Below are 18033 nucleotides of genomic sequence, written 5' to 3'. Positions count from 1 at the left end.
CCGAACCTTGCATCGCAAACAGTTTCAATTGGATAGCAGACCGGTCGATAGCGAATACGGGGCATGCCGCGGTCTATGGAGGAGAATATGAACCAACGCGCGGCAGTGATTGCAGTTGTCGATGATGATCCACAAGTGCTTGAGTCTCTCCAAGAGCTCCTGGAATCAGCCGGGTTTACCCCACGGACCTTCTCGTCTGCCGCTGCGTTTCTGGCTGCCGGTCTTAACGAGATCAACGTTCTGATCACCGATATCGGCATGCCGGATATGGACGGTTTCGAATTGCAGGCCTGTGTCGAGGAAAAACATCCTCACATTTCAATATTTCTAATAAGCGGCAGGCACGAGAAGTCGGATCGAAAATCATCCCGCGCTGAGAAGATCTTGCGAAAGCCCTTCGATGGTCACGCCTTGCTGGAGTCGATCCGAAGAGCGCTGGCAACGCATAGCTAAATCCTGGCGAGAGTGCCCTCAGCTCACCGCGCACTGGCACTTACGGTGATAGTCTAAGCGGAATGCATACTCGCTATAGCCCAATGGCTAGGCCGCCCTCGTAGAGGGCCTAATCGACCGCCGGCGGGCACGAACCTACAATCTGATGCGCAGGCTCGTCATCCCGGATGCTCAGACATCGCAATACGGGAGCACTCCACGACGAAGCACTGTGAAAATTCCACGTATTCTAGATCAATAGGAGACAAGCATGAGCGCAGTTAACGCTTTACGCGCCGATCAAGTTAGAACGGAAGAACTCGTTCCGTCGCGTTACGCCGTTCAGATCGGTGAGATCGAAGTGCTGGTCATCAGCGACGGCGTTCTTCCGCTTCCCACAAAGATGCTGGGGCACAATGCGCAAGCGTCCGAGCGTGCGGCCTGGCTTGGCGAAATGTTCCTGCCCCAGGACGCGTTCGACTGGTCGTTGAACGTCGTTCTCGTCCGCCACGGCGAGCAGACGATACTCATCGACGTCGGTCTTGGACTTGACCCGGATCTGAACCTGCCGAGGGCCGGGCAGGTGGTCAGGCGGCTCGAAGCGGCCGGTGTCGATCTCGGATCCGTCACCGACATCATCATCACTCATATGCACATGGATCATGTCGGCGGGCTCCTCGTGGAAGGTGTCAAGGAACGGCTGCGTTCCGATCTTCGAATTCACGTTGCGGCTGCCGAACTCAACTTCTGGGAAAATCCGGACTTCACGCATGTGAATATGCCGCAGGGGTTTCCTGCCGCACTCCGCGCCGCAGCCAAGAAGTTCGCTGCAGAATATCGAGACCTCATCAACTCGTTCGAAGATGAGTATGAAGTCGCACCGGGGATCGTCATTTACCGTACAGGCGGACACACGCCAGGGCACAGTGTCGTGCGTCTTTCATCGGGCGGCGACCGGCTGACATTCGCTGGCGATGCGATCTTCGCGGTCGGTTTTGATCATCCCGACTGGTACAATGGCTTCGAGCACGACCCGGAGGAGGCCGCCCGGGTCCGGTTGAAGCTTCTGAGGGAGCTGGCCGACACCGGCGAACAGCTGGTTGCGACGCACTTGCCTTTTCCATCGGTTGGCCGAGTGGCGACAGACGGCGAAGCCTTCCGTTGGGTCCCCGTCTTCTGGGATTACTGATCCAACAGCTTTAAAGCTTGGTGCCGTATGCGATTGGTCGAAGACCTCATCGCATACGGCACTTCCTATTCGGTCAGTCGCTTAGTGAACATTCGGTGTTTGCCCCGCAGACGTGCGATGTCTGTGGCGACCTTTCCGATTGCCAGTCGATCGCAACGTTCGATGGCACAGGTTTTCACAAGAAAGATCCAAGCCCGTGCGTGAGAGCGCATCGGCAATTGGATTCCGCTCAATTTCAATGGAAACAGAACAATGCAGCATCTCAAGAACAAAATTGCCGTCATAACCGGCGGCAATAGCGGGATCGGCAAAGCCACTGCTCAACTCTTTGCCGATGAAGGCGCGCAAGTCATCATCACTGGCCGGCGGGCGGATATAGTCGCCCGGGCAGTCGACGAAATTGGTCGCGGAGCTGTGGGTTTCGTCGGTGATACCGCCGATCTGGAGCATCACCAGAAACTGGCCGAAATGATTGCCGAGAAATTCGGTAAGTTTGATGTTTACATGGCCAATGCCGGCGTCATCACTCTCACGGCCTCCAGCACGGTGACGCCGGAAGAATATGACAAGCACTTCGCCATCAACACGCGGGGTGTCTTCTTCGGAGTGCAGGCGATGGCGCCGTTGATCCGGGATGGCGGCAATATCATCGTCACAAGTTCGCTCGCCGCAACAAAGGTACTGCCTGATCACAGTGTCTATGCGGGATCCAAGGCGGCGGTTTCTGCCTTCGCTCGAAATTGGGCAATCGAGCTGAAACCACGGAAAATCAGGGTCAACATATTGAGCCCCGGACCTGTTGAGACCGCAATTTTGGGCAAGCTCGGCGTTTCTGAAGACCAGCTCCCGGACTTTGAGCAGCATATGGCGTCGCTTATCCCGGCCGGGCGCATGGGTCGGCCAGAGGAGCTTGCGCGCGCGGCGCTGTTTCTTGCATCTGATGCTGGAAGTTTCGTCAATGGGATCGAGCTTCACGTTGACGGCGGCATGACGCTGGTCTGAGATCTATCAGAAGGCGTCACAGGGCAGCCCTTCGCCATTCGCTGGGTGTCATGCCTGTATGACGTTTGAATGCGAGGCTGAAAGCCGTCAGCGTCGCGTAACCCTGTCGTTCTGCAATCTCGGTTACCTGTAAACGCGGATCGCGAAGCATCGCCATCGCTTGCTCCATCCGCCGTTGACGTAGCCATTCATGTGGGCTGACACCTGTACTTTTCTTGAAGGCCCGGCAGAAATGAAAACGCGAGAGGTTCGCTCCGCCTGCGAGCGCCCCAAGCGAGACGTCTTTATCATCGTCCGAGGAGAGCCGTTCGAGGCTCATTCGCAAGACGTATGGAGAAAGCCCCCCCGAGATGTTCCTGAAGGAATCAGCGATATCTCGGTGGGCTTTGACGACGTGAATTGCAATCAACGTCGTTAGCTGCTGACGATATAGATTTTCCAGATATGCCGGTTCAACTGAAGGCTCAATCGACCTCTCGAGAAGCGTTGCCAGTAAGCTGTCGGGTCGCGCCGTACTTTCCATCAGGGAGGTCGTGGGGCCAGGACATTCCTTGGCGATCTGCTCGAGCAGTTCGGGCGCCATGTAAGCCTGCACAATATCCATCGGGCCATGTATGTCCCAGCGTGAGCTGGATCCGGCTGGTATGAAAGTTATTGTGCCCCGCCGCCCCACGGATGAGTGGTGGTCCCGCCCAGATTTGCGCTCAAGACGCTGCATCGCGCCGAGATATGTCATCACGACATGGTCGGACATCGGTTTCACGACATCATGGAACGGTTGATGTTTCCAGCGGGCAAGCCGGGTTTCGAAGGGATCGTGCACGCTAAAGGATGTCAACGGCGCGGTTCGCAGGACGCGTTCCATTTCGACGTCTGCCTGAACTGGCGGCGCAGGTTGATCGGGAGCGTCCATTGCGTCCTCTTCAAGGACGCTCTTTTCAATATCGGACGTGTATTTCTTGGTCGTCGTGTGAGCCACGAGTGTATCCTTCCTTCGGCTCTTTGTTGGAGACGTAGAAGGATGATATGCAACAGGAGGCGCAGAAGGTATCAGTCGTTGGATTATATCATCTAAGCTGTTGTTCGTAGCGACTTAACGACTTCGTATAGCATCCCCGTCAATAGTGAAGGCGCTCAAACCGAATGGTAGGTCGATTAGCTTTCATCGCTATGATACCAGACTTTTTCATAGGATTAAGTCAATGAGAGTAGAGAAGGCGGCACGGGTCATGCGCCGCCTCCCGGCGCTGCTCAGCCTCTAACGAAAGCAAGCAGGTCTTCGTTGATTACATCGGCGTGCGTCGTGCACATTCCGTGCGGCAGGCCTGCGTATGTCTTGAGTGTGGAGTGCTTGAGTAGCTTGGCGGAGAGGGGTGCAGAGTCGGCGATCGGAACGATCTGGTCGTCATCACCGTGTAAGACAAGTGTCGGCACAGTGATAATTTTCAGATCTTCCGTGAAATCGGTTTCCGAAAACGCCTTGATGCCGAGATAGTGTGCATTGGCAGCGCCCATCATTGCCTGCCGCCACCAGTTATGAATGATCGCATCGACCGGTTTAACGCCATCCCGATTGAATCCATAGAATGGGCCGCTCGGCAGATCGAAATAGAACTGGGATCGGTTGGCGGCAAGCTGGGTACGAAGATCATCGAAAGCCTCAATCGGGAGCCCGCCAGGGTTATTCACCGTCTTGACCATGATCGGAGGTACAGCACCGATAAGAGCCAGCTTCGCGACTCGCCCATGGGGTTCACCATGTCTGGCGACGTAGTGGGTGGCCTCGCCTCCGCCCGTGGAGTGACCGATGTGGATCGCGTCTCGAAGATCCAGATGTTTTGCGACGGCGGCGAAGTCTGCTGCGTAGTGCTCCATGTCATGACCGTCGCTGGGTTGGCCTGAACGCCCGTGACCGCGGCGGTCATGCGCAATCACGCGATAACCTTTGCCGAGGAAGAACAACATCTGAGCGTCCCAGTCGTCCGATGATAGTGGCCACCCATGGTGAAAGACGATCGCCTGAGCATCTCTCGGCCCCCAGTCTTTGTAGAAAATCTCAATGCCATCGGTGGTGGTCACGTAATTGATATTTTCGCTCGCACTACTGGTGCTCATACCCCTTTTCTCGTTTGTTTTTGCAGAAGCGCTCAATGGCGCTGCTGCAAGAATTGGCGCAGAGAGGCCGGCAACCAAGAAGCCACGGCGGAACGGCATCGCCGGCGCGGGGAGGCGGTTATTGATAAAGGGGCGAGTCGAGGAAAAGCTCTCAATCATATTTATCTCCGTTGTGAGCCATTAACGGAAGTAGTTTTACTGAAATCGATCAGCGCGAGACCTTGCGGAGTTGCTATAAGTATCGCGTGATTGCCAATTTCGAACACGTGCAAAGAGTGAGCGGCAGCTCATGAGGCTATCTCTCGGCACTTCGGGAGCAATCTATAATGGGAGGACCTTGCTCTATCCGCACCAGGTAGAATTGCTCGTGCGGGAAGGGCCACAACACCCGAAACAGGTTGAGCAAGAAGGATCTTGAATACGTGTAGCGCCCTTGTGGCTCGCCTCTAAAAAAGAAACGCCGCCCTGGATACCCCCAGGGCGGCAAAGAGAGGTCAGTGTCTATTTACCTTAGTAGTCCCAGGGCGCCGGCACCCAGCGGTAGAGCTTTTCAGATGGCGCCACTCGTCCCAGCGACGGGAACGGTAGGTGTGTAGAGACAAGCCAAGAACCCGTCCCTGCCAGTTCTTCCATGAGCCGAAGTCGAACGTTCGTAGCCTCTTCGGGGTCGTGTTCGAAACCATTGTGCCACTCCGGATGATCGAAAGACACGGGAAATAATGCATCCCCGCCAAACATCAGTCTTTCGCCTTTGGAAGAGATGCGAACCACACTGTGACCGGGCGTGTGGCCTCCCGTCTTTGAAACGGTCACGCCTGGTGCAATCTCAACCTCTTGCTCGAATGTCATAAGGTTATCTGCATAGACGGAAAGGAATTCTTTTGAGGCACCACGAGCGAGTTCTGCAAGATCCGGAGGCATCGCTGTGCGCGAAAAATCCGGGGCATTCCAAAAAGCAGCCTCGGCTGCAGAGAGATGAACACGAACGCCACTTGGTAGACGGTCCTTGACGCCCCGTACGAGAAGCCCTCCCACATGATCAAAATGCATGTGGGTCAGCACAACGTCTGTTATCGACTCAAGGCTGACACCCGCTGCTTCAAGTCGCGTTGTGAAATGGCCGGCACGAGGAAAGTTCGGGTACTCCTCTCCCAGTCCACTATCGATGAGAATCGTTTGGTCGCCACTGCGGACTACGACAGCGTTCAACGCCCAGTCGAAAGCGTCGTGATCAAGGAAGCGCTCATCAAGCCAGGCGTTGCGTGATCCTGCATCAGCATTAGTTGCCATTGACTCAGCGGGGGGCGTCAAAATGCCATCACTTATGATGATCACTTCAATGTCACCGATGTTGATGACATAGCGAGACGGGACCAATTCGTCCCGCAATGATTTGATACTTCCGGTCAATTCCAGATTCATTGTTTGCTCCGTTAACGAGTGATGGATTCGGCGGCAAGGAGACAGTCAATGTCGCCAGCCGCAATCTTTCTAAACTCGGCGGGGCAGCGTTTGAGCTCTACGTGAGTATCAGCGCCTACGACGAAAGCTGTATACAGCTCGAACATAGGCGACATATGGGACGCTTTAGGTATGCGGCGAACACTGGTCGAACTGGAGCGCATCGAACGGGGCGCTCGATGTGGAAGACGGGGTACAGCCGCACAGGATCATCTTCAGCGGACAAAGACGTCAGCCGGTGGGGGAGGATTGACGGAACCTCCAGCTGACTACGGTCGCGAACGAATATGGCGAACTTGCTATCTCTGGCGACGCTCCATCGTAGCCCTAACGATCTTACGTTTCGATAACGCCTTATCGTCGAAGGACTCGAGCGGACCTGTATTGGTCTGGACTTCCCAAAAGCGGAACCTGCTTGGAAGGCGGCGATAGGCAAACCTTGCAGAGCTTTTGGCCCACTCCTGCGGCCAAAAATCTTGCAGCCTAGCAGTTCGCCCGGGGCCAGTTTTATAGGCTTTGGCTGCAAGTCTGGGCGGTGGATATCAATGCAGAAACAAGGGACGCGGAAACACAGCTAACGCGCGCCTGGCGCGGCATGAGCCAGGTTCGCGTCAGCGGCGATGTTATTGGTTTAGGCCTTCTGCCTTCATTGCCACGCTAATATTCAAGCGCGATTTCAACCTTTCGCGATAGTCGACGAGATGGGGTTCCAAGCTTAGCGAATAGCGCTCTGCCCACAATAGCATCACGAAAAGGTAGAAGTCCGCAACGGTGGGCTTCTCGCCGAACAGAAACGCTCCCTTGAAGCTTTCCGACAAAAAGCCAAATCGGGGGACTAGGGCAGCTTTTGCACGAGCGATCTCGTCTGCGCTTCGATGTGACCAGAGAGACTCAAACCCCTGATGCAACTCCGAAGAGATGAAAGCCAGCACTTCGAGCAAGCGTGTGCGACCGAGATTGCCCTCGACGCCGAGCTCGGGGTAGCTCGACGCTATCCAGTCCAGTATCGCGACGTTTTCGCTGATAATATCTCCGTTGTCCAAGACGAGTGCTGGCACATATCCTTTCGGGTTGATCTTCGTGAAATCGTCACCAGAGGAAGTGATTTTTGTCTGCAAGTCGACACTTTCGATCTCGAACACGGCACCTGCTTCTCTGAGAGCGATATGATCCGAAAGGCTGCATGCGCCTGGATAGTAGTAAAGTCTCAAGGGACCCTCCTATTTGTTATGTGCAAAAGCGACCACTAAGACTGCTGGTCGATTTCACGCAGCAAATTAAGGTGCCCGCCGGATCCGGAAAATCAGACTAGGGGATAGCCTGGTCCAGCGGGTTCCCGCCCTGAGTACACCAATCGGAGATGGTCTATAGCGCGGTGGAGTAGGCTTTCCTCTGATTGAAAGCTTGAAGCGCTGTTAATCGCGGGTCGTAGGTTCTGTACCTATCAAGGCGAAGAAACGCACGGCGTTCTCGTCGCCAGCTAGCGGATGTAATGGATGACGATTACAAAATGCACCACGGCCAACGGGAAACAGCTTTGCCTATTTTCTCTTGGGTGGAACCCAACGTGATCTCCAATATGGAGAAGACGCCTGACATCGTGTAGATATTGCAAATCATCGCAGGCCGACGGTCGTTGGTGTCGCGTTCCGCAAGCTTTTTGAACTGACTCATGAAACAACCAAAGCGCAATTTTGTCATCGAATACAAGTCTGGCCGGCGTAGGTCGGTGACTACGCAAGCCAATTCCATCTGGGGTAATCTCGATCTCAAGTCCGTTGCTAGAGCGGTTGAGACGGATCTGCCAGGACAATCGCTCGGAATTGACGGTCCAGCCAAAGATGCAGTTTTTTCAATGCACTCGGAACAGCACATCGTCGCTGAGACCAATGCTGCGAAGGAGATCATCTCGCCACGAGATGGTGAACTAGCCGTCGAGAGTATCGATCTCGGAGCGCCCGTTGACAATGATGCGCAGATCGATGCCGAAGCAGCGGTCGGCGCTACCGACGTAAGAAGTTTAGCCGAGGGTGATGCAACGGGAGAGCCTGCTAGAGCAAAACCAAGTGGTGCCAAGCATAAACTCCGCCGCGTTCGACAAGCGGGCGCTGGCGCAGGCCGTAAACCGGTTAAGCCGATGTTGGCGAAGCCGAAGCCAGCTTCATTTTCTGAAGTCGATGAGGAGTTGGCAGATCTCTTTCAGCTTGAGGAAGAGAACCGCCAGTTGAGACGCTTACTGGTTACGAAATTACGCGAAGAAAATGCCTGGCTAAGCGAACGGCTTCAACGCCGTTGATCCGCAGTCGCACCGTGTCCGGTTATCTTGCATCAAACCTGGCGAGCATCTCGCGCAGTTGCGCGTTCTGCGCGGAAAGCTTTTCGGCAAGCTGGCGCCGCAAAGCATAGACCTCCGCATCGAGATCGGCCATCTCATTGATAAGCGATTTCGGGACGGCGGACGCGTTGTCCTCCACTTGGCTCAATGGTGCCGATTGCTTCAAAACCGGTCGGGCCGTTTTCCGGCGCTTGAGTTCCGGTATGGCTACTGGCTTGGGCAAAGCATCTGCGGTCGGCGTCTGTTCTTGTGCAGCGACATTTTCCTTGATCTCAGTCGGTGCATCTATGAGTGCTGCATCTTTGGCATCCGCAGAATTGGCAGAGCCTTCATCCCCGGCCGGTGCAGATGCGTCTTCGGAAATCTGAATGGGCTCGAAGCTGGCGTCCGAACTGGGGCGAGCGGCATCGACTTGTTCTTTCGCAGCGATCTCAATGGATTGCTCCGCGGGCTTCACTTCGATCTCTGGATGTGCTTCTGCGGTCGCCGGTTGATGTTCGAGAGCGATGGGTTCAGGGGAAGCTGCAGGATTATCTTCCCGATTATCCACCTTCGGGTTGCGCGACACCAGGTCAGCAACAAATCTCCATGGTGTTCTCATCGCATTCGCCCTCGGCATGGCGACAGGATACTGCCGCAGTCATTCAGATTGTCCAGGCCATTCGGGCCTGGCGATTTCGCGTATGTGTTGACGGTGTCAAGCGTCAAGCCTTGCCGAGGCGGTTGCGCAGATCGGCATTCTCAGAACGCAGCTTGTCGGAAAGCTCCTTACGCAGCTGTTTGTTCTCTTCCTCAAGCTTGATGAGGTCGGCGATGTCGTCGACGGGAGCAACGGGGGCCGTAGCTGCCTTCGCTCGCGGCATGCGGGTGGCGACCTTCTTCGGCTCGGTAACAGTCTTGTCGGCCTTGACTGGAGCAGTCTTCGAACCGCGTTTTGCACGCGTCTTCTTGACTGGTTGTTCGGCAGGTGACGCGGCGATTTCCGAGGTGGCGATTTCGGCGACAGCCTTTGTAGCGCGAGGTTTGCGTGTCTTCTTTTCAGCGGCTGCGACGGCCGGCGCTTCGGTCGTGGCAGTGGTCTCAGTCATCGTCTCGTCGGCCATCGGGTTCTCCTCTGTCAGGCGCAAAAGCATGTGTTCCGCCATTACGTGAAGTCAATCCGCAGGTATAGCCATTGGTGGGAAATAAGCGCGTAAACCGGCGCAAAGTACCGATTAGTCATTCATTCGATGACGCGGAGCCGATCCTTGCAGCGATTTAACTGCGGGTCGTAAGTTCGCGCCCACTCAAGACCGCCATCATGGACTCGGTCTTTCCGCCGGGAAAAGGATCCGAAGTACATGGCAGAGACGCCTCTCCAATGAAGTATCGCCCTATTTCCCGCAGCCTGCAGCTTGCCTACAGCCATCCTGCTTTCTTGAAACGTGCATAGAGGATAGCACATATGGCCGCGATCACGGCGAGGACCACATAGTAGCCGTACTGTGTTGCGAGTTCAGGCATGTGCTCGAAATTCATGCCGTAGATGCCGGCAATTGCGGTCGGCACGGCGAGAATAGCGGCCCACGCGGCAAGCTGGCGAGTAATTGTCCCCTGCCGCTGCTGTTCAAGAAGATTGGACGCTTCGAACACCGAGGTTATGACGTCACGAAGCCCGCCGACAACGTTTTCGACCCGTCTGACATGATCGTGGACGTCGCGAAAAAAGGGCTTGGCGTTCTCGTCCACGCACGGAAGATCGAGATGGGTGACCTTCCCGCGTTTTTCGAACCGGTCGTTCACTCCTGTTTCCGAGATATCAATGACAGTCGTTGCATCCTACATCTACCGGAACGGCAAGCGGACCGAGGAAGTGCTGCTCGCCCAGCAAAGCTTTGAAGCTCGCGACGGCGAGTTCGTCTGGATCGGCATTGCCGAGCCGACAGCCGATGAGATGGAAAGTCTCCGGGCCATGTTCGGCCTTCATCCGCTTGCCGTAGAAGACGCTTTAAATGGCAGGCAGGTCCCGAAGATCGACATCTATGGCGACCAGCTGTTTGTCGTCATCAAGACGGCACATCTGGAGGGCGACAAGATCGCCTAGGGGGAGACTTGCATCTTTGTCGGAAAGCATCACCTGATTTCCGTTAGACATGGCTCGGCTAAAAGCACGTGCTGATCTCGTTTCTGGAGCGCGAGCAGATCCGGCGGATCTTCCGGATGAGGCGCCAAGTGATCAAGTTGCAGCGGGTGCTCGGGCCACTGTCCGAAGTGGTCGGAAAACCTCTTATCGTACGATAGTCTGCGTCGAGGCCGCCATATAGATGCTGAACTGCCCGCTAATATCGACTAACTTGAGGCGTTGCGAAATCGGATTGCCGATCAGCGTAAGCAGCCGAGAAGAAAAATACTGCACGCATGATCTTGCATGCCTCATCCCTTCGAACCCAACCACTCCTCAATCTAAGACCTCATTCCATCGGGTTCCTGCCGATTTTCCCGGTTGTTGCGAAGGACCTTGCCGTGAGCTGGACTGCTCTCTCCTTAAATTCTCGTTCAAGCATCCCGTGGTATCATTAGCGAATGAGAATAAGCACCATCACCAACTGGGCCTACGGCGTAACGGTCGTATTGACGGCTTTATCCGGCGCCGCCTTCATCATGTCAGTCCGTAGCGCCGTCGATGAGCGGATCGCAGTCGAAGAACACCTGAAGCTTGATTCCCTTGCGGAGGAGCTTGCGCTCGGAGCGGAGGTCAGAAGCGATGACGCGAGGCTCTACGTGATGCGTGGAGAGGAGCGCCACCTCCTGGCCTTCCAGCGAGATGAGGAAGCCGAGCGTCGCCTTGAAGCGGCCGCCGAGCAGCTTCTGTCGGTTGGCCTGCCGTCTGCAGAGGCGGATGCGCTGAGAAAGATCGAGGCTGGTGCCGAGGAACTCGATAAGATCGAGATCGAGGCAGTGGAGGCGTATCAGCGCGGCGAAAGAGGTTCCGCTCAAGCGATGATATTCGGGCCTGAACATGAAAGACTCCAATCGGAATTGCTCAGCACGGTCTCTCACCTGCGAGACCTGACCGCGGCCCGCACTGGTGCTCAACTGGATGCTGTGCGGGAGCGTAGCGACTGGTGGAGTTTGGTCGCCAAGACCATGCTCGGTCTGACCGGCGCTCTTTTCCTCGCGGTGCTATATTTCGTATTGAGACGACGCGTCGCCATGCCGCTCATAAGGATGACGGGCATCGTCGGACGACTAGCGAAACAGGATTACACGGTCGAGGTCCCAGCCGACAGCCGTCGTGACGAAATCGGCGAAATGAACACCGCCATCGAAATCTTTCGCGCCAATGGCATCGAAAGGAACCGGCTTGATGCGGAACGGCAAGCTGATCAGCGTACAAAAGATCTGATCCTGCAGATGATGCACCGCCTTCAGGCGTGCCAGAACCAAAGCGAACTCGCCGATATCGTTGCGCGCTTCGCACCCCAGATCTTTCCGAGCATCGCCGGCGGCCTTTACGTCTTGAACAACAGCAAGACCGTGCTTGATCGGGCCGCAGAATGGCTGGCACCGCATTATTCGCCAGATAGTTTTCCGGCGTCAGAGTGCTGGGGCCTGCGGCGCGGGCGACCCCATGCAAGCGGCCTGTCCGACGGCGACGTTCCCTGCCAGCACATGGAAGGTGAACGCACGGCTGCTTTGTGCGTTCCGCTCACTGCTCAGGGCGACATGATCGGCCTGATCTACCTGGAGGAGGGTAAAGGAGCAGCCATCCACCTCGAACAATCTAGGCTCTATCTCGAGCTGATTGCCGAGAATGTCGGGCTTGCCATTGCCAACCTCCAGCTGCGGGAGAACCTCCGATCTCTGGCTATCCGCGACCCATTGACCGGCCTGTTCAATCGCCGCCATCTGGACGAGACGCTACAGCGGTGGGCAGATGAACATGGGTTGGATTCGCTGACTTGTCTGATGATCGACATCGACTATTTCAAGCGCTTCAACGACGAATATGGTCACGACGCGGGCGACATGGTCATGCAGTATGTCGGTCAAACCATCCGCGACATCATTGGCGATAACGGCATCTCATGCCGCTACGGCGGCGAAGAATTCACGGTGCTACTCCCGCGCCAAAGCGAAGACGAAGGAGAGGCACTCGCTGGAACCCTGAGACGGGCAATCAGCAGCGTCACACTCGCCCACGCGGGCCGCACGTTAGGAACCGTAACCGTGTCACTGGGCATCGCGTCATCGCCACACGGCGGTTCGATTGAAACGCTCGTGTCTCGCGCAGATGCGGCCTTGCTGTACGCCAAAGCGGATGGACGTGACAGGGCTGTGGCCGCGGGCAAGATGGATATGAGAATAGCACCCTCGGATGAATGATCGGTTCGATAACGCATCGCAGCCCATGGAGCCCGGGCCTTCATGGTGATAGCAAAGACCGATGATCGTAACGAACGAACTTCGAGAACTAGACGTCTCTCCGGAGAGATCGGACCTGCAGCCGCCTTACATCAGCGCTGCGAGCGGTCTGGTCTGCGTTGGCTCGCATATCTACGTCGTTGCTGATGACGAGCTATGTCTTGGTGTGTTTTCCGCGGGTGACAATGAGCCAGGTCATCGGATCCGCTTGTTTGCGGGCGACTTGCCCATAGCCAAACCCGAGCGAAAGCGCCAAAAACCGGACCTGGAGGCAATCGTCTTCGTCCCACCCTTCGAGGGCTTTTCGTACGGTGCTCTGCTGGCTCTAGGTTCGGCATCGCGGCCAAACCGCGGACGCGGTATTCTCCTTGGCCTTGATCCTCTGGGTGGGATCAGCGGTTCACCTGAGCAGATAGATATGGCTCCGATGCTTGGCCCGCTTCATCAAGCGTTCGCCGATCTCAACATCGAGGGAGCAGCCGTGGTTGGCGATGAGCTTCTTCTGTTTCAGCGCGGCAACAAGAAACATAATGAAAACGCGATCATCCGTTACCCGCTGCTGCCGGCTCTCAAAGCTTTGCGAGGTCTGGATGCAGATACATTTGCGCCATCCGCCATCACGCCAGTGAATCTTGGTATGATCGAGGGCGTTCCACTCTGCTTCACCGATGCGGCGGCTCTACCCAATGGCGACGTGGTGTTCTGCGCCGTGGCGGAAGATACCGGCGATGCATATCTTGATGGCAACTGCGTAGGGGCTGCAATTGGGATCGCTGACAAACACGGGCGGTTGCTCTCGTCGTACCAACTCGAACAGCCATACAAGGTGGAAGGCATCAGCGCTCAAATGAAAAATGACACGCTGAACCTCCTTCTCGTTACCGATGCGGACAACCCCGCGATACCGGCAAAGCTCCTGTCAGGATTAATTCCGCTCGAGGCCGAGGCCTCTCGGTATTGATGCCGGGCGCGCGAGACTTATCCGCAGCAGTTGTTTTCGGCGGCGCTCGGTCCGCAGCATGCCTGTGATGCCTTCCGTCTTTCCTGCTCCAGCCAACAATCGCGCGGCTTACAGCTCGCCGGACGCGGCGCAGTGATAAGTGCTGATGAAATCGGTTGGCTTTAGTCCGAGACAGCCGATCCCTACCATGTTAGCCGGAGGTATCCCACGCATGTGAGAAGAAGGACCCATATGCAGTCGCAAACCCGCAACCTAAGGACATTTTCGATTGATTACCTGCTACATCAGATACGTTATTGACCCCCATAAGCTCCCCGAGTTCGAGGAATACGCGCGGCTCTGGATCCCGCTCGTCAATCGCATGGGAGGGACGCATCATGGCTACTTCCTGCCGAGCGAGGGCGCCAGCAATATCGCGCTGGCTCTGTTCAGCTTCCCAAGTCTGGCGGCCTATGAGGACTACCGGATCAGGATGGCTAGTGACGCCGAGTGCATTGCAGCATACGAACTGGACAAGCGCAATCGTAGCATCGTCAGCTACGAGAGGTCCTTCATGCGTCCACTGTTGGATTAGTTGGCACTGTCAGCTCTGACTTCGTCCACCGGCCAGGCGGCGTGGACAGAGGTGCCCGGCTTCCGGGAGTTGCCGTATGAGCGAGACATCGTCTCCGGCCCTTTTTACATACTTCGGCGCCCAGGCTTTCCGAGGTGGTCGAGTTGAACAGCCTACTGCCGCCGGAACGGAGATACGTCGAATCTGACGGAGCGGTCCGCAGCTGGATCAGGTGACCGATAATGAAAAACAGAACGATAGCGGTATGGTTGTCGGCGCTCGCCATACCGGTGATTACCCTGATCGGCGCTCAGATCGACACGACCTCCGGACCGTCAATCGGCGGTGGAGGCTACGATCTTGGTCCGTTTTTGTATTCCTGGCTGCTGGTAATCGTCACAGGTCTCTGGTCGCTCTGCGTCTGCGCGGCCGCGTTGGTGTACCGAGACCGCGCATCGTCAAGGCAAGCTCTGATCCTGATAGCGATTGGGATCATCACTCTCGCCATGATATTGGTTTTCTACCGAGACAACCTCTCGTAAATTTCGCTTATGGTCGCTCGTTGAGGACCCAGAAACGCCATGAAGGCGCGGACCTTCGGTGCGAGATGGTCGGCTCACGGACACAGCACGAGATCGGCCGGGGAAGGCTTGTCGAGTAGATACCCAGCTGAGATAAGTCATCCGTCATCGAGTTCAATCCAGACCGGCGCATGGTCGCTGGTGTGCTCCCAGCCACGCGCAAACTTGTCGACACCGGACGCGATTAGTCGTTCGCTGTTGGTTTCCACGCGGAACTGAGCCGGTTTTTCCACCGAGAAGTGAGCCACCTCTGAGTATGGTTTTTTGATCAGGCTTTGGTCAAGGGATTGGCCTTTTCTCCTCTCTTCTGAGCTGCTGCGGCCGAGCTGGCCTTGAAGCGGAAGCTGTCGTTTCCTGTTTCCAGGATATGGCAACGGTGGGTCAGGCGGTCGAGCAAAGCCGTGGTCATCTTGGCATCACCGAAGACGGTTGCCCATTCGCTGAAGCTGAGGTTGGTCGTGATAATGACGCTGGTGCGCTCGTAGAGCTTGCTTAGCAGGTGGAAGAGCAGCGCTCCGCCTGAGGCACTGAACGGAAGGTATCCCAACTCATCGAGGATCAGGAGATCGAGGCGAACCAGGGTCTCAGCGATCTGTCCTGCCTTGCCTTTGGCCTTCTCCTGTTCGAGCGCATTGACCAATTCGATGGTCGAGAAGAAGCGGACCTTCCGGCGGTGATGCTCGATCGCCTGGACCCCAAGGGCAGTCGCGACATGTGTTTTTCCTGTGCCCGGCCCACCGACGAGAACGATATTCTGCGCCCCGTCCATGAACTCGCATCGGTGCAGTTGGCGCACCGTCGCTTCGTTGATTTCGCTGGCGGCGAAGTCGAACCCGGAGATGTCCTTATAGGCCGGGAAGCGAGCAGCCTTCATGTGATAGGCGATCGAGCGAACCTCACGTTCGGCCATCTCGGCTTTCAGCAACTGGGACAGGATCGGCACGGCCGCATCAAAAGCTGGAGCCCCTTGCTCGATCAGATCTGTGACGGCTTGGGCCATGCCATACATCTTCAGGCTCCGCAGCATGATGACGACGGCGGCACTTGCGGGATCATGACGCATGGCGACCTCCCACGATCCGGACACGCAAGCCATCGTAGCGTTCGACGTCGGCCTTGGGTTCACGCAACAAGGTCAGCGCCTGTGGCGTGTCGATGTCAGGGCCGTCAGTCGTCTTCCCATCGATCAGACGATGCAGCAGGTTCAGCACATGCGTCTTGGTCGCGACGCCTTGATCCAGAGCCAGCTCCACAGCCCTGACGACAACCTGTTCGTCGTGATGAAGCACCAGAGCCAGGATATCGGCCATCTCACGATCGCCGCCCAGGCGACGCAGCATCTGGTCCTGCAACTGTCGAAACGCCAGCGGCAATTCCAGGAAAGGCGCACCATTGCGCAGGGCTCCGGGTTTGCGCTGGATAACCGCAAGGTAATGCCGCCAGTCATAAATCGTCCTCGGTGGTTTGTCGTGGCTGCGTTCTATGATCCGCGGATGTTCGCAGAGGATATTGCCCTCGGCTGCAACAACCAGCCGTTCGGGATAAATCCGCAGGCTGACAGGCCTATTCGCAAAAGATGCCGGCACGCTGTAGCGGTTCCGCTCGAAGGTGATCAGGCATGTCGGCGAGACGCGCTTGCTCTGCTCGACAAAGCCGTCAAATGCGTTAGGCAATGCCATCAATGCTGCCCGCTCATCAGCCCAGACATCTGCAATCGTACCGGACAAGGTGCCATGCGCCGTCTCTCGCCACAGGTCCTGGCAATGCTGTTCCAGCCAGTCATTCAACGCCGCCAGATCTTGAAAGTCCGGCATCTGTTGCCACAAACGTGGTCGGGCATCCTGAACGTTCTTCTCGACCTGTCCCTTCTCCCAGCCTGCGGCAGGATTGCAGAACTCTGGCGCAAAAACGTAGTGGTTCGTCATCGCCTGGAAGCGGACGTTAACCTGCCGCTCCTTGCCGCGACCGACGCGGTCGACCGCCGTCTTCATGTTGTCGTAGATGCCGCGACCAGGTACGCCGCCGAACACCCGGAACCCGTGCCAGTGGGCATCGAACAGCATCTCGTGCGTCTGCAGCAGGTAGGCTCTGACCAGAAACGCCCGACTGTGCGATAGCTTGATGTGTGCGACCTGAAGCTTGGTGCGCTCGCCGCCGATCACGGCATAATCTTCACTCCAATCGAATTGGAATGCTTCGCCTGCACGGAAAGACAGCGGAACGAATATGCCGCGGCCAGTCGTCTGCTGCTCAACCCGCCACTCACGGGCAAAGGCGGCAACCCGACCGTAGGAGCCGGTAAAGCCGAGAACCACCAGATCGGCATGAAGCTGCTTCAGCGTTCGGCGCTGCTTGCGCGACCTCCCAGCCTCGGTCTTCAGCCAGGCCGCCAGCTTGTCGGAAAAAGGATCAAGCTTGCTCGGCCGCTCCGGTACCGTGAACGTCGGCTCGATCGTACCAGCGTTCAAATACTTCGCAATCGTGTTGCGCGACAAACCGGTATGCCGACTGATCTCGCGGATCGACTGCTTCTCGCGCAGCTTCATCCGACGGATGATGTTTAAAAGTCCCATGTGGATCACTCCGTTGCCCCCGTCGCTCACCGCGTTGGGGGAAGGTTCACATGGCTCAATTCTCAATGGAAATTATGCGCCTAACCGGCTCATGTATGGATGCCCCCGTTCATGCAAGTTTTTCTTTGAGCGGTTTGAACGTGTGATTGGATGCGGTCATGTATCAGGCCTTTGATGCAGTCTGGATATTACTGCTGGCCGGTATGGAGCTAAGCGGGGCTGGCGCAAATCAGTTCTACGAGCTCGAGGCTCACTGAGCCGGCGGCATTTCCCACCCCTCTTTCCAATCTCTTGTCCTTACCGTTCGCTGATCTCCTCACACGCCGACGATCCGGTCTCGCTATATCGCTAGCTTTGCTTACGCGGTTACGAGACCGGAATCTTTGTAATTCTCCTTCTTCGTCATCATCGCCCAGACGGATCGTGC

At 56.4% G+C, this 18033-nt stretch carries 16 protein-coding genes and 4 pseudogenes; 9 read left to right on the top strand and 11 right to left on the bottom strand.

Annotated features, from left to right (window positions below; genetic code table 11):
- The first annotated feature begins 87 nt into the window (after positions 1-87).
- From JZX87_RS25800 to JZX87_RS25790, 3 genes are all read left to right on the top strand, one after another.
- Positions 88-453, top strand: coding sequence for a response regulator (locus tag JZX87_RS25800; protein WP_206828761.1), 366 nt, complete (start codon positions 88-90; stop codon positions 451-453).
- A gap of 250 nt (positions 454-703) precedes the next feature.
- A complete protein-coding gene (locus tag JZX87_RS25795) occupies positions 704-1621 on the top strand; it encodes an MBL fold metallo-hydrolase (protein WP_206828760.1) in 918 nt (305 codons plus the stop codon).
- 252 nt (positions 1622-1873) lie between these two features.
- Complete coding sequence (locus tag JZX87_RS25790) at positions 1874-2623, top strand: SDR family NAD(P)-dependent oxidoreductase (protein WP_206828759.1); 750 nt, start codon at positions 1874-1876, stop codon at positions 2621-2623.
- A gap of 16 nt (positions 2624-2639) precedes the next feature.
- Here the strand turns inward: JZX87_RS25790 and JZX87_RS25785 are convergent, their stop codons facing one another.
- From JZX87_RS25785 to JZX87_RS25770, 4 genes are all read right to left on the bottom strand, one after another.
- A complete protein-coding gene (locus JZX87_RS25785; RefSeq protein WP_353654259.1) occupies positions 2640-3602 on the bottom strand; it encodes a helix-turn-helix transcriptional regulator in 963 nt (320 codons plus the stop codon).
- A gap of 272 nt (positions 3603-3874) precedes the next feature.
- Positions 3875-4711 carry an alpha/beta fold hydrolase gene (locus tag JZX87_RS25780; protein WP_206828796.1) on the bottom strand — a complete coding sequence of 279 codons (837 nt, stop codon included), beginning with the start codon at positions 4709-4711 and terminating at the stop codon, positions 3875-3877.
- Between the two features lie 537 nt (positions 4712-5248).
- Positions 5249-6160: an MBL fold metallo-hydrolase gene (locus JZX87_RS25775; protein ID WP_206828758.1), complete on the bottom strand. Its 912-nt coding sequence runs from the start codon at positions 6158-6160 to the stop codon at positions 5249-5251.
- 662 nt (positions 6161-6822) lie between these two features.
- Positions 6823-7410: a glutathione binding-like protein gene (locus JZX87_RS25770; RefSeq protein ID WP_206828757.1), complete on the bottom strand. Its 588-nt coding sequence runs from the start codon at positions 7408-7410 to the stop codon at positions 6823-6825.
- A gap of 461 nt (positions 7411-7871) precedes the next feature.
- Between JZX87_RS25770 and JZX87_RS25765 the strand changes: the two genes are divergently transcribed.
- Positions 7872-8495, top strand: a complete 624-nt coding sequence (locus JZX87_RS25765; RefSeq protein ID WP_206828756.1) for a hypothetical protein — start codon at positions 7872-7874, stop codon at positions 8493-8495.
- 22 nt (positions 8496-8517) lie between these two features.
- On the opposite strand, the gene JZX87_RS25760 is transcribed toward JZX87_RS25765, so the two are convergent.
- From JZX87_RS25760 to JZX87_RS25750, 3 genes and pseudogenes are all read right to left on the bottom strand, one after another.
- Positions 8518-9135 (bottom strand): hypothetical protein, encoded by a 618-nt coding sequence (locus tag JZX87_RS25760; protein ID WP_206828755.1) that lies wholly within the window; start codon positions 9133-9135, stop codon positions 8518-8520.
- Between the two features lie 103 nt (positions 9136-9238).
- Positions 9239-9637 carry a SyrB-like regulator gene (locus JZX87_RS25755; protein ID WP_206828754.1) on the bottom strand — a complete coding sequence of 133 codons (399 nt, stop codon included), beginning with the start codon at positions 9635-9637 and terminating at the stop codon, positions 9239-9241.
- Between the two features lie 295 nt (positions 9638-9932).
- Positions 9933-10292, bottom strand: a pseudogene (locus JZX87_RS25750) (CorA family divalent cation transporter); the annotation flags it as partial.
- A 43-nt stretch (positions 10293-10335) separates the two neighbouring features.
- Between JZX87_RS25750 and JZX87_RS25745 the strand changes: the two are divergent.
- The 3 genes and pseudogenes from JZX87_RS25745 to JZX87_RS25735 form a co-directional block, all read left to right on the top strand.
- Positions 10336-10796, top strand: a pseudogene (locus JZX87_RS25745) (CorA family divalent cation transporter); the annotation flags it as partial.
- A 300-nt stretch (positions 10797-11096) separates the two neighbouring features.
- Positions 11097-12899: a diguanylate cyclase gene (locus JZX87_RS25740; RefSeq protein ID WP_206828752.1), complete on the top strand. Its 1803-nt coding sequence runs from the start codon at positions 11097-11099 to the stop codon at positions 12897-12899.
- 61 nt (positions 12900-12960) lie between these two features.
- On the top strand, positions 12961-13899 hold the full coding sequence (locus JZX87_RS25735; RefSeq protein ID WP_206828751.1) for a DUF6929 family protein: 939 nt from the start codon (positions 12961-12963) through the stop codon (positions 13897-13899).
- 17 nt (positions 13900-13916) lie between these two features.
- Here JZX87_RS25735 and JZX87_RS32065 read toward each other — a convergent pair.
- Positions 13917-14030: pseudogene (locus tag JZX87_RS32065) on the bottom strand (DUF6428 family protein); the annotation flags it as partial.
- A 137-nt stretch (positions 14031-14167) separates the two neighbouring features.
- Between JZX87_RS32065 and JZX87_RS25730 the strand changes: the two are divergent.
- Together JZX87_RS25730 and JZX87_RS25725 are read left to right on the top strand one after the other, a co-directional pair.
- A complete protein-coding gene (locus JZX87_RS25730) occupies positions 14168-14473 on the top strand; it encodes an NIPSNAP family protein (RefSeq protein ID WP_206828750.1) in 306 nt (101 codons plus the stop codon).
- A 221-nt stretch (positions 14474-14694) separates the two neighbouring features.
- Positions 14695-14994 (top strand): hypothetical protein, encoded by a 300-nt coding sequence (locus tag JZX87_RS25725; protein ID WP_206828749.1) that lies wholly within the window; start codon positions 14695-14697, stop codon positions 14992-14994.
- A 137-nt stretch (positions 14995-15131) separates the two neighbouring features.
- Here JZX87_RS25725 and JZX87_RS25720 read toward each other — a convergent pair.
- From JZX87_RS25720 to istA, 3 genes and pseudogenes are all read right to left on the bottom strand, one after another.
- Positions 15132-15230 (bottom strand): annotated as a pseudogene (locus tag JZX87_RS25720) (exodeoxyribonuclease III); the annotation flags it as partial.
- 71 nt (positions 15231-15301) lie between these two features.
- A complete protein-coding gene (gene istB / locus JZX87_RS25715) occupies positions 15302-16096 on the bottom strand; it encodes an IS21-like element helper ATPase IstB (RefSeq protein ID WP_137396213.1) in 795 nt (264 codons plus the stop codon).
- Positions 16086-17606, bottom strand: a complete 1521-nt coding sequence (gene istA / locus JZX87_RS25710) for an IS21 family transposase (protein WP_206828748.1) — start codon at positions 17604-17606, stop codon at positions 16086-16088. The genes istB and istA overlap by 11 nt, the downstream gene beginning before the upstream one ends.
- Between the last annotated feature and the right edge of the window lie 427 nt (positions 17607-18033).

Source organism: Agrobacterium sp. Ap1 (assembly GCF_017313375.1).
Taxonomy (GTDB): Bacteria; Pseudomonadota; Alphaproteobacteria; order Rhizobiales; family Rhizobiaceae; genus Neorhizobium; species Neorhizobium cellulosilyticum.
This window is presented reverse-complemented; position numbering and strand designations above follow the sequence as displayed.

Excerpts from the sequence above, each read along its gene's own strand:
- JZX87_RS25800 (WP_206828761.1), top strand. The coding sequence starts at position 88 with ATGAACCAACGCGCGGCAGTGATTGCAGTTGTCGATGATGATCCACAA.
- JZX87_RS25740 (WP_206828752.1), top strand. The coding sequence starts at position 11,097 with ATGAGAATAAGCACCATCACCAACTGGGCCTACGGCGTAACGGTCGTA.
- istA (WP_206828748.1), bottom strand. The coding sequence starts at position 17,606 with ATGGGACTTTTAAACATCATCCGTCGGATGAAGCTGCGCGAGAAGCAG.
- JZX87_RS25795 (WP_206828760.1), top strand. The coding sequence starts at position 704 with ATGAGCGCAGTTAACGCTTTACGCGCCGATCAAGTTAGAACGGAAGAA.
- JZX87_RS25790 (WP_206828759.1), top strand. The coding sequence starts at position 1,874 with ATGCAGCATCTCAAGAACAAAATTGCCGTCATAACCGGCGGCAATAGC.
- JZX87_RS25775 (WP_206828758.1), bottom strand. The coding sequence starts at position 6,160 with ATGAATCTGGAATTGACCGGAAGTATCAAATCATTGCGGGACGAATTG.
- JZX87_RS25735 (WP_206828751.1), top strand. The coding sequence starts at position 12,961 with ATGATCGTAACGAACGAACTTCGAGAACTAGACGTCTCTCCGGAGAGA.
- JZX87_RS25755 (WP_206828754.1), bottom strand. The coding sequence starts at position 9,637 with ATGGCCGACGAGACGATGACTGAGACCACTGCCACGACCGAAGCGCCG.
- JZX87_RS25725 (WP_206828749.1), top strand. The coding sequence starts at position 14,695 with ATGAAAAACAGAACGATAGCGGTATGGTTGTCGGCGCTCGCCATACCG.
- JZX87_RS25765 (WP_206828756.1), top strand. The coding sequence starts at position 7,872 with ATGAAACAACCAAAGCGCAATTTTGTCATCGAATACAAGTCTGGCCGG.
- JZX87_RS25760 (WP_206828755.1), bottom strand. The coding sequence starts at position 9,135 with ATGAGAACACCATGGAGATTTGTTGCTGACCTGGTGTCGCGCAACCCG.
- istB (WP_137396213.1), bottom strand. The coding sequence starts at position 16,096 with ATGCGTCATGATCCCGCAAGTGCCGCCGTCGTCATCATGCTGCGGAGC.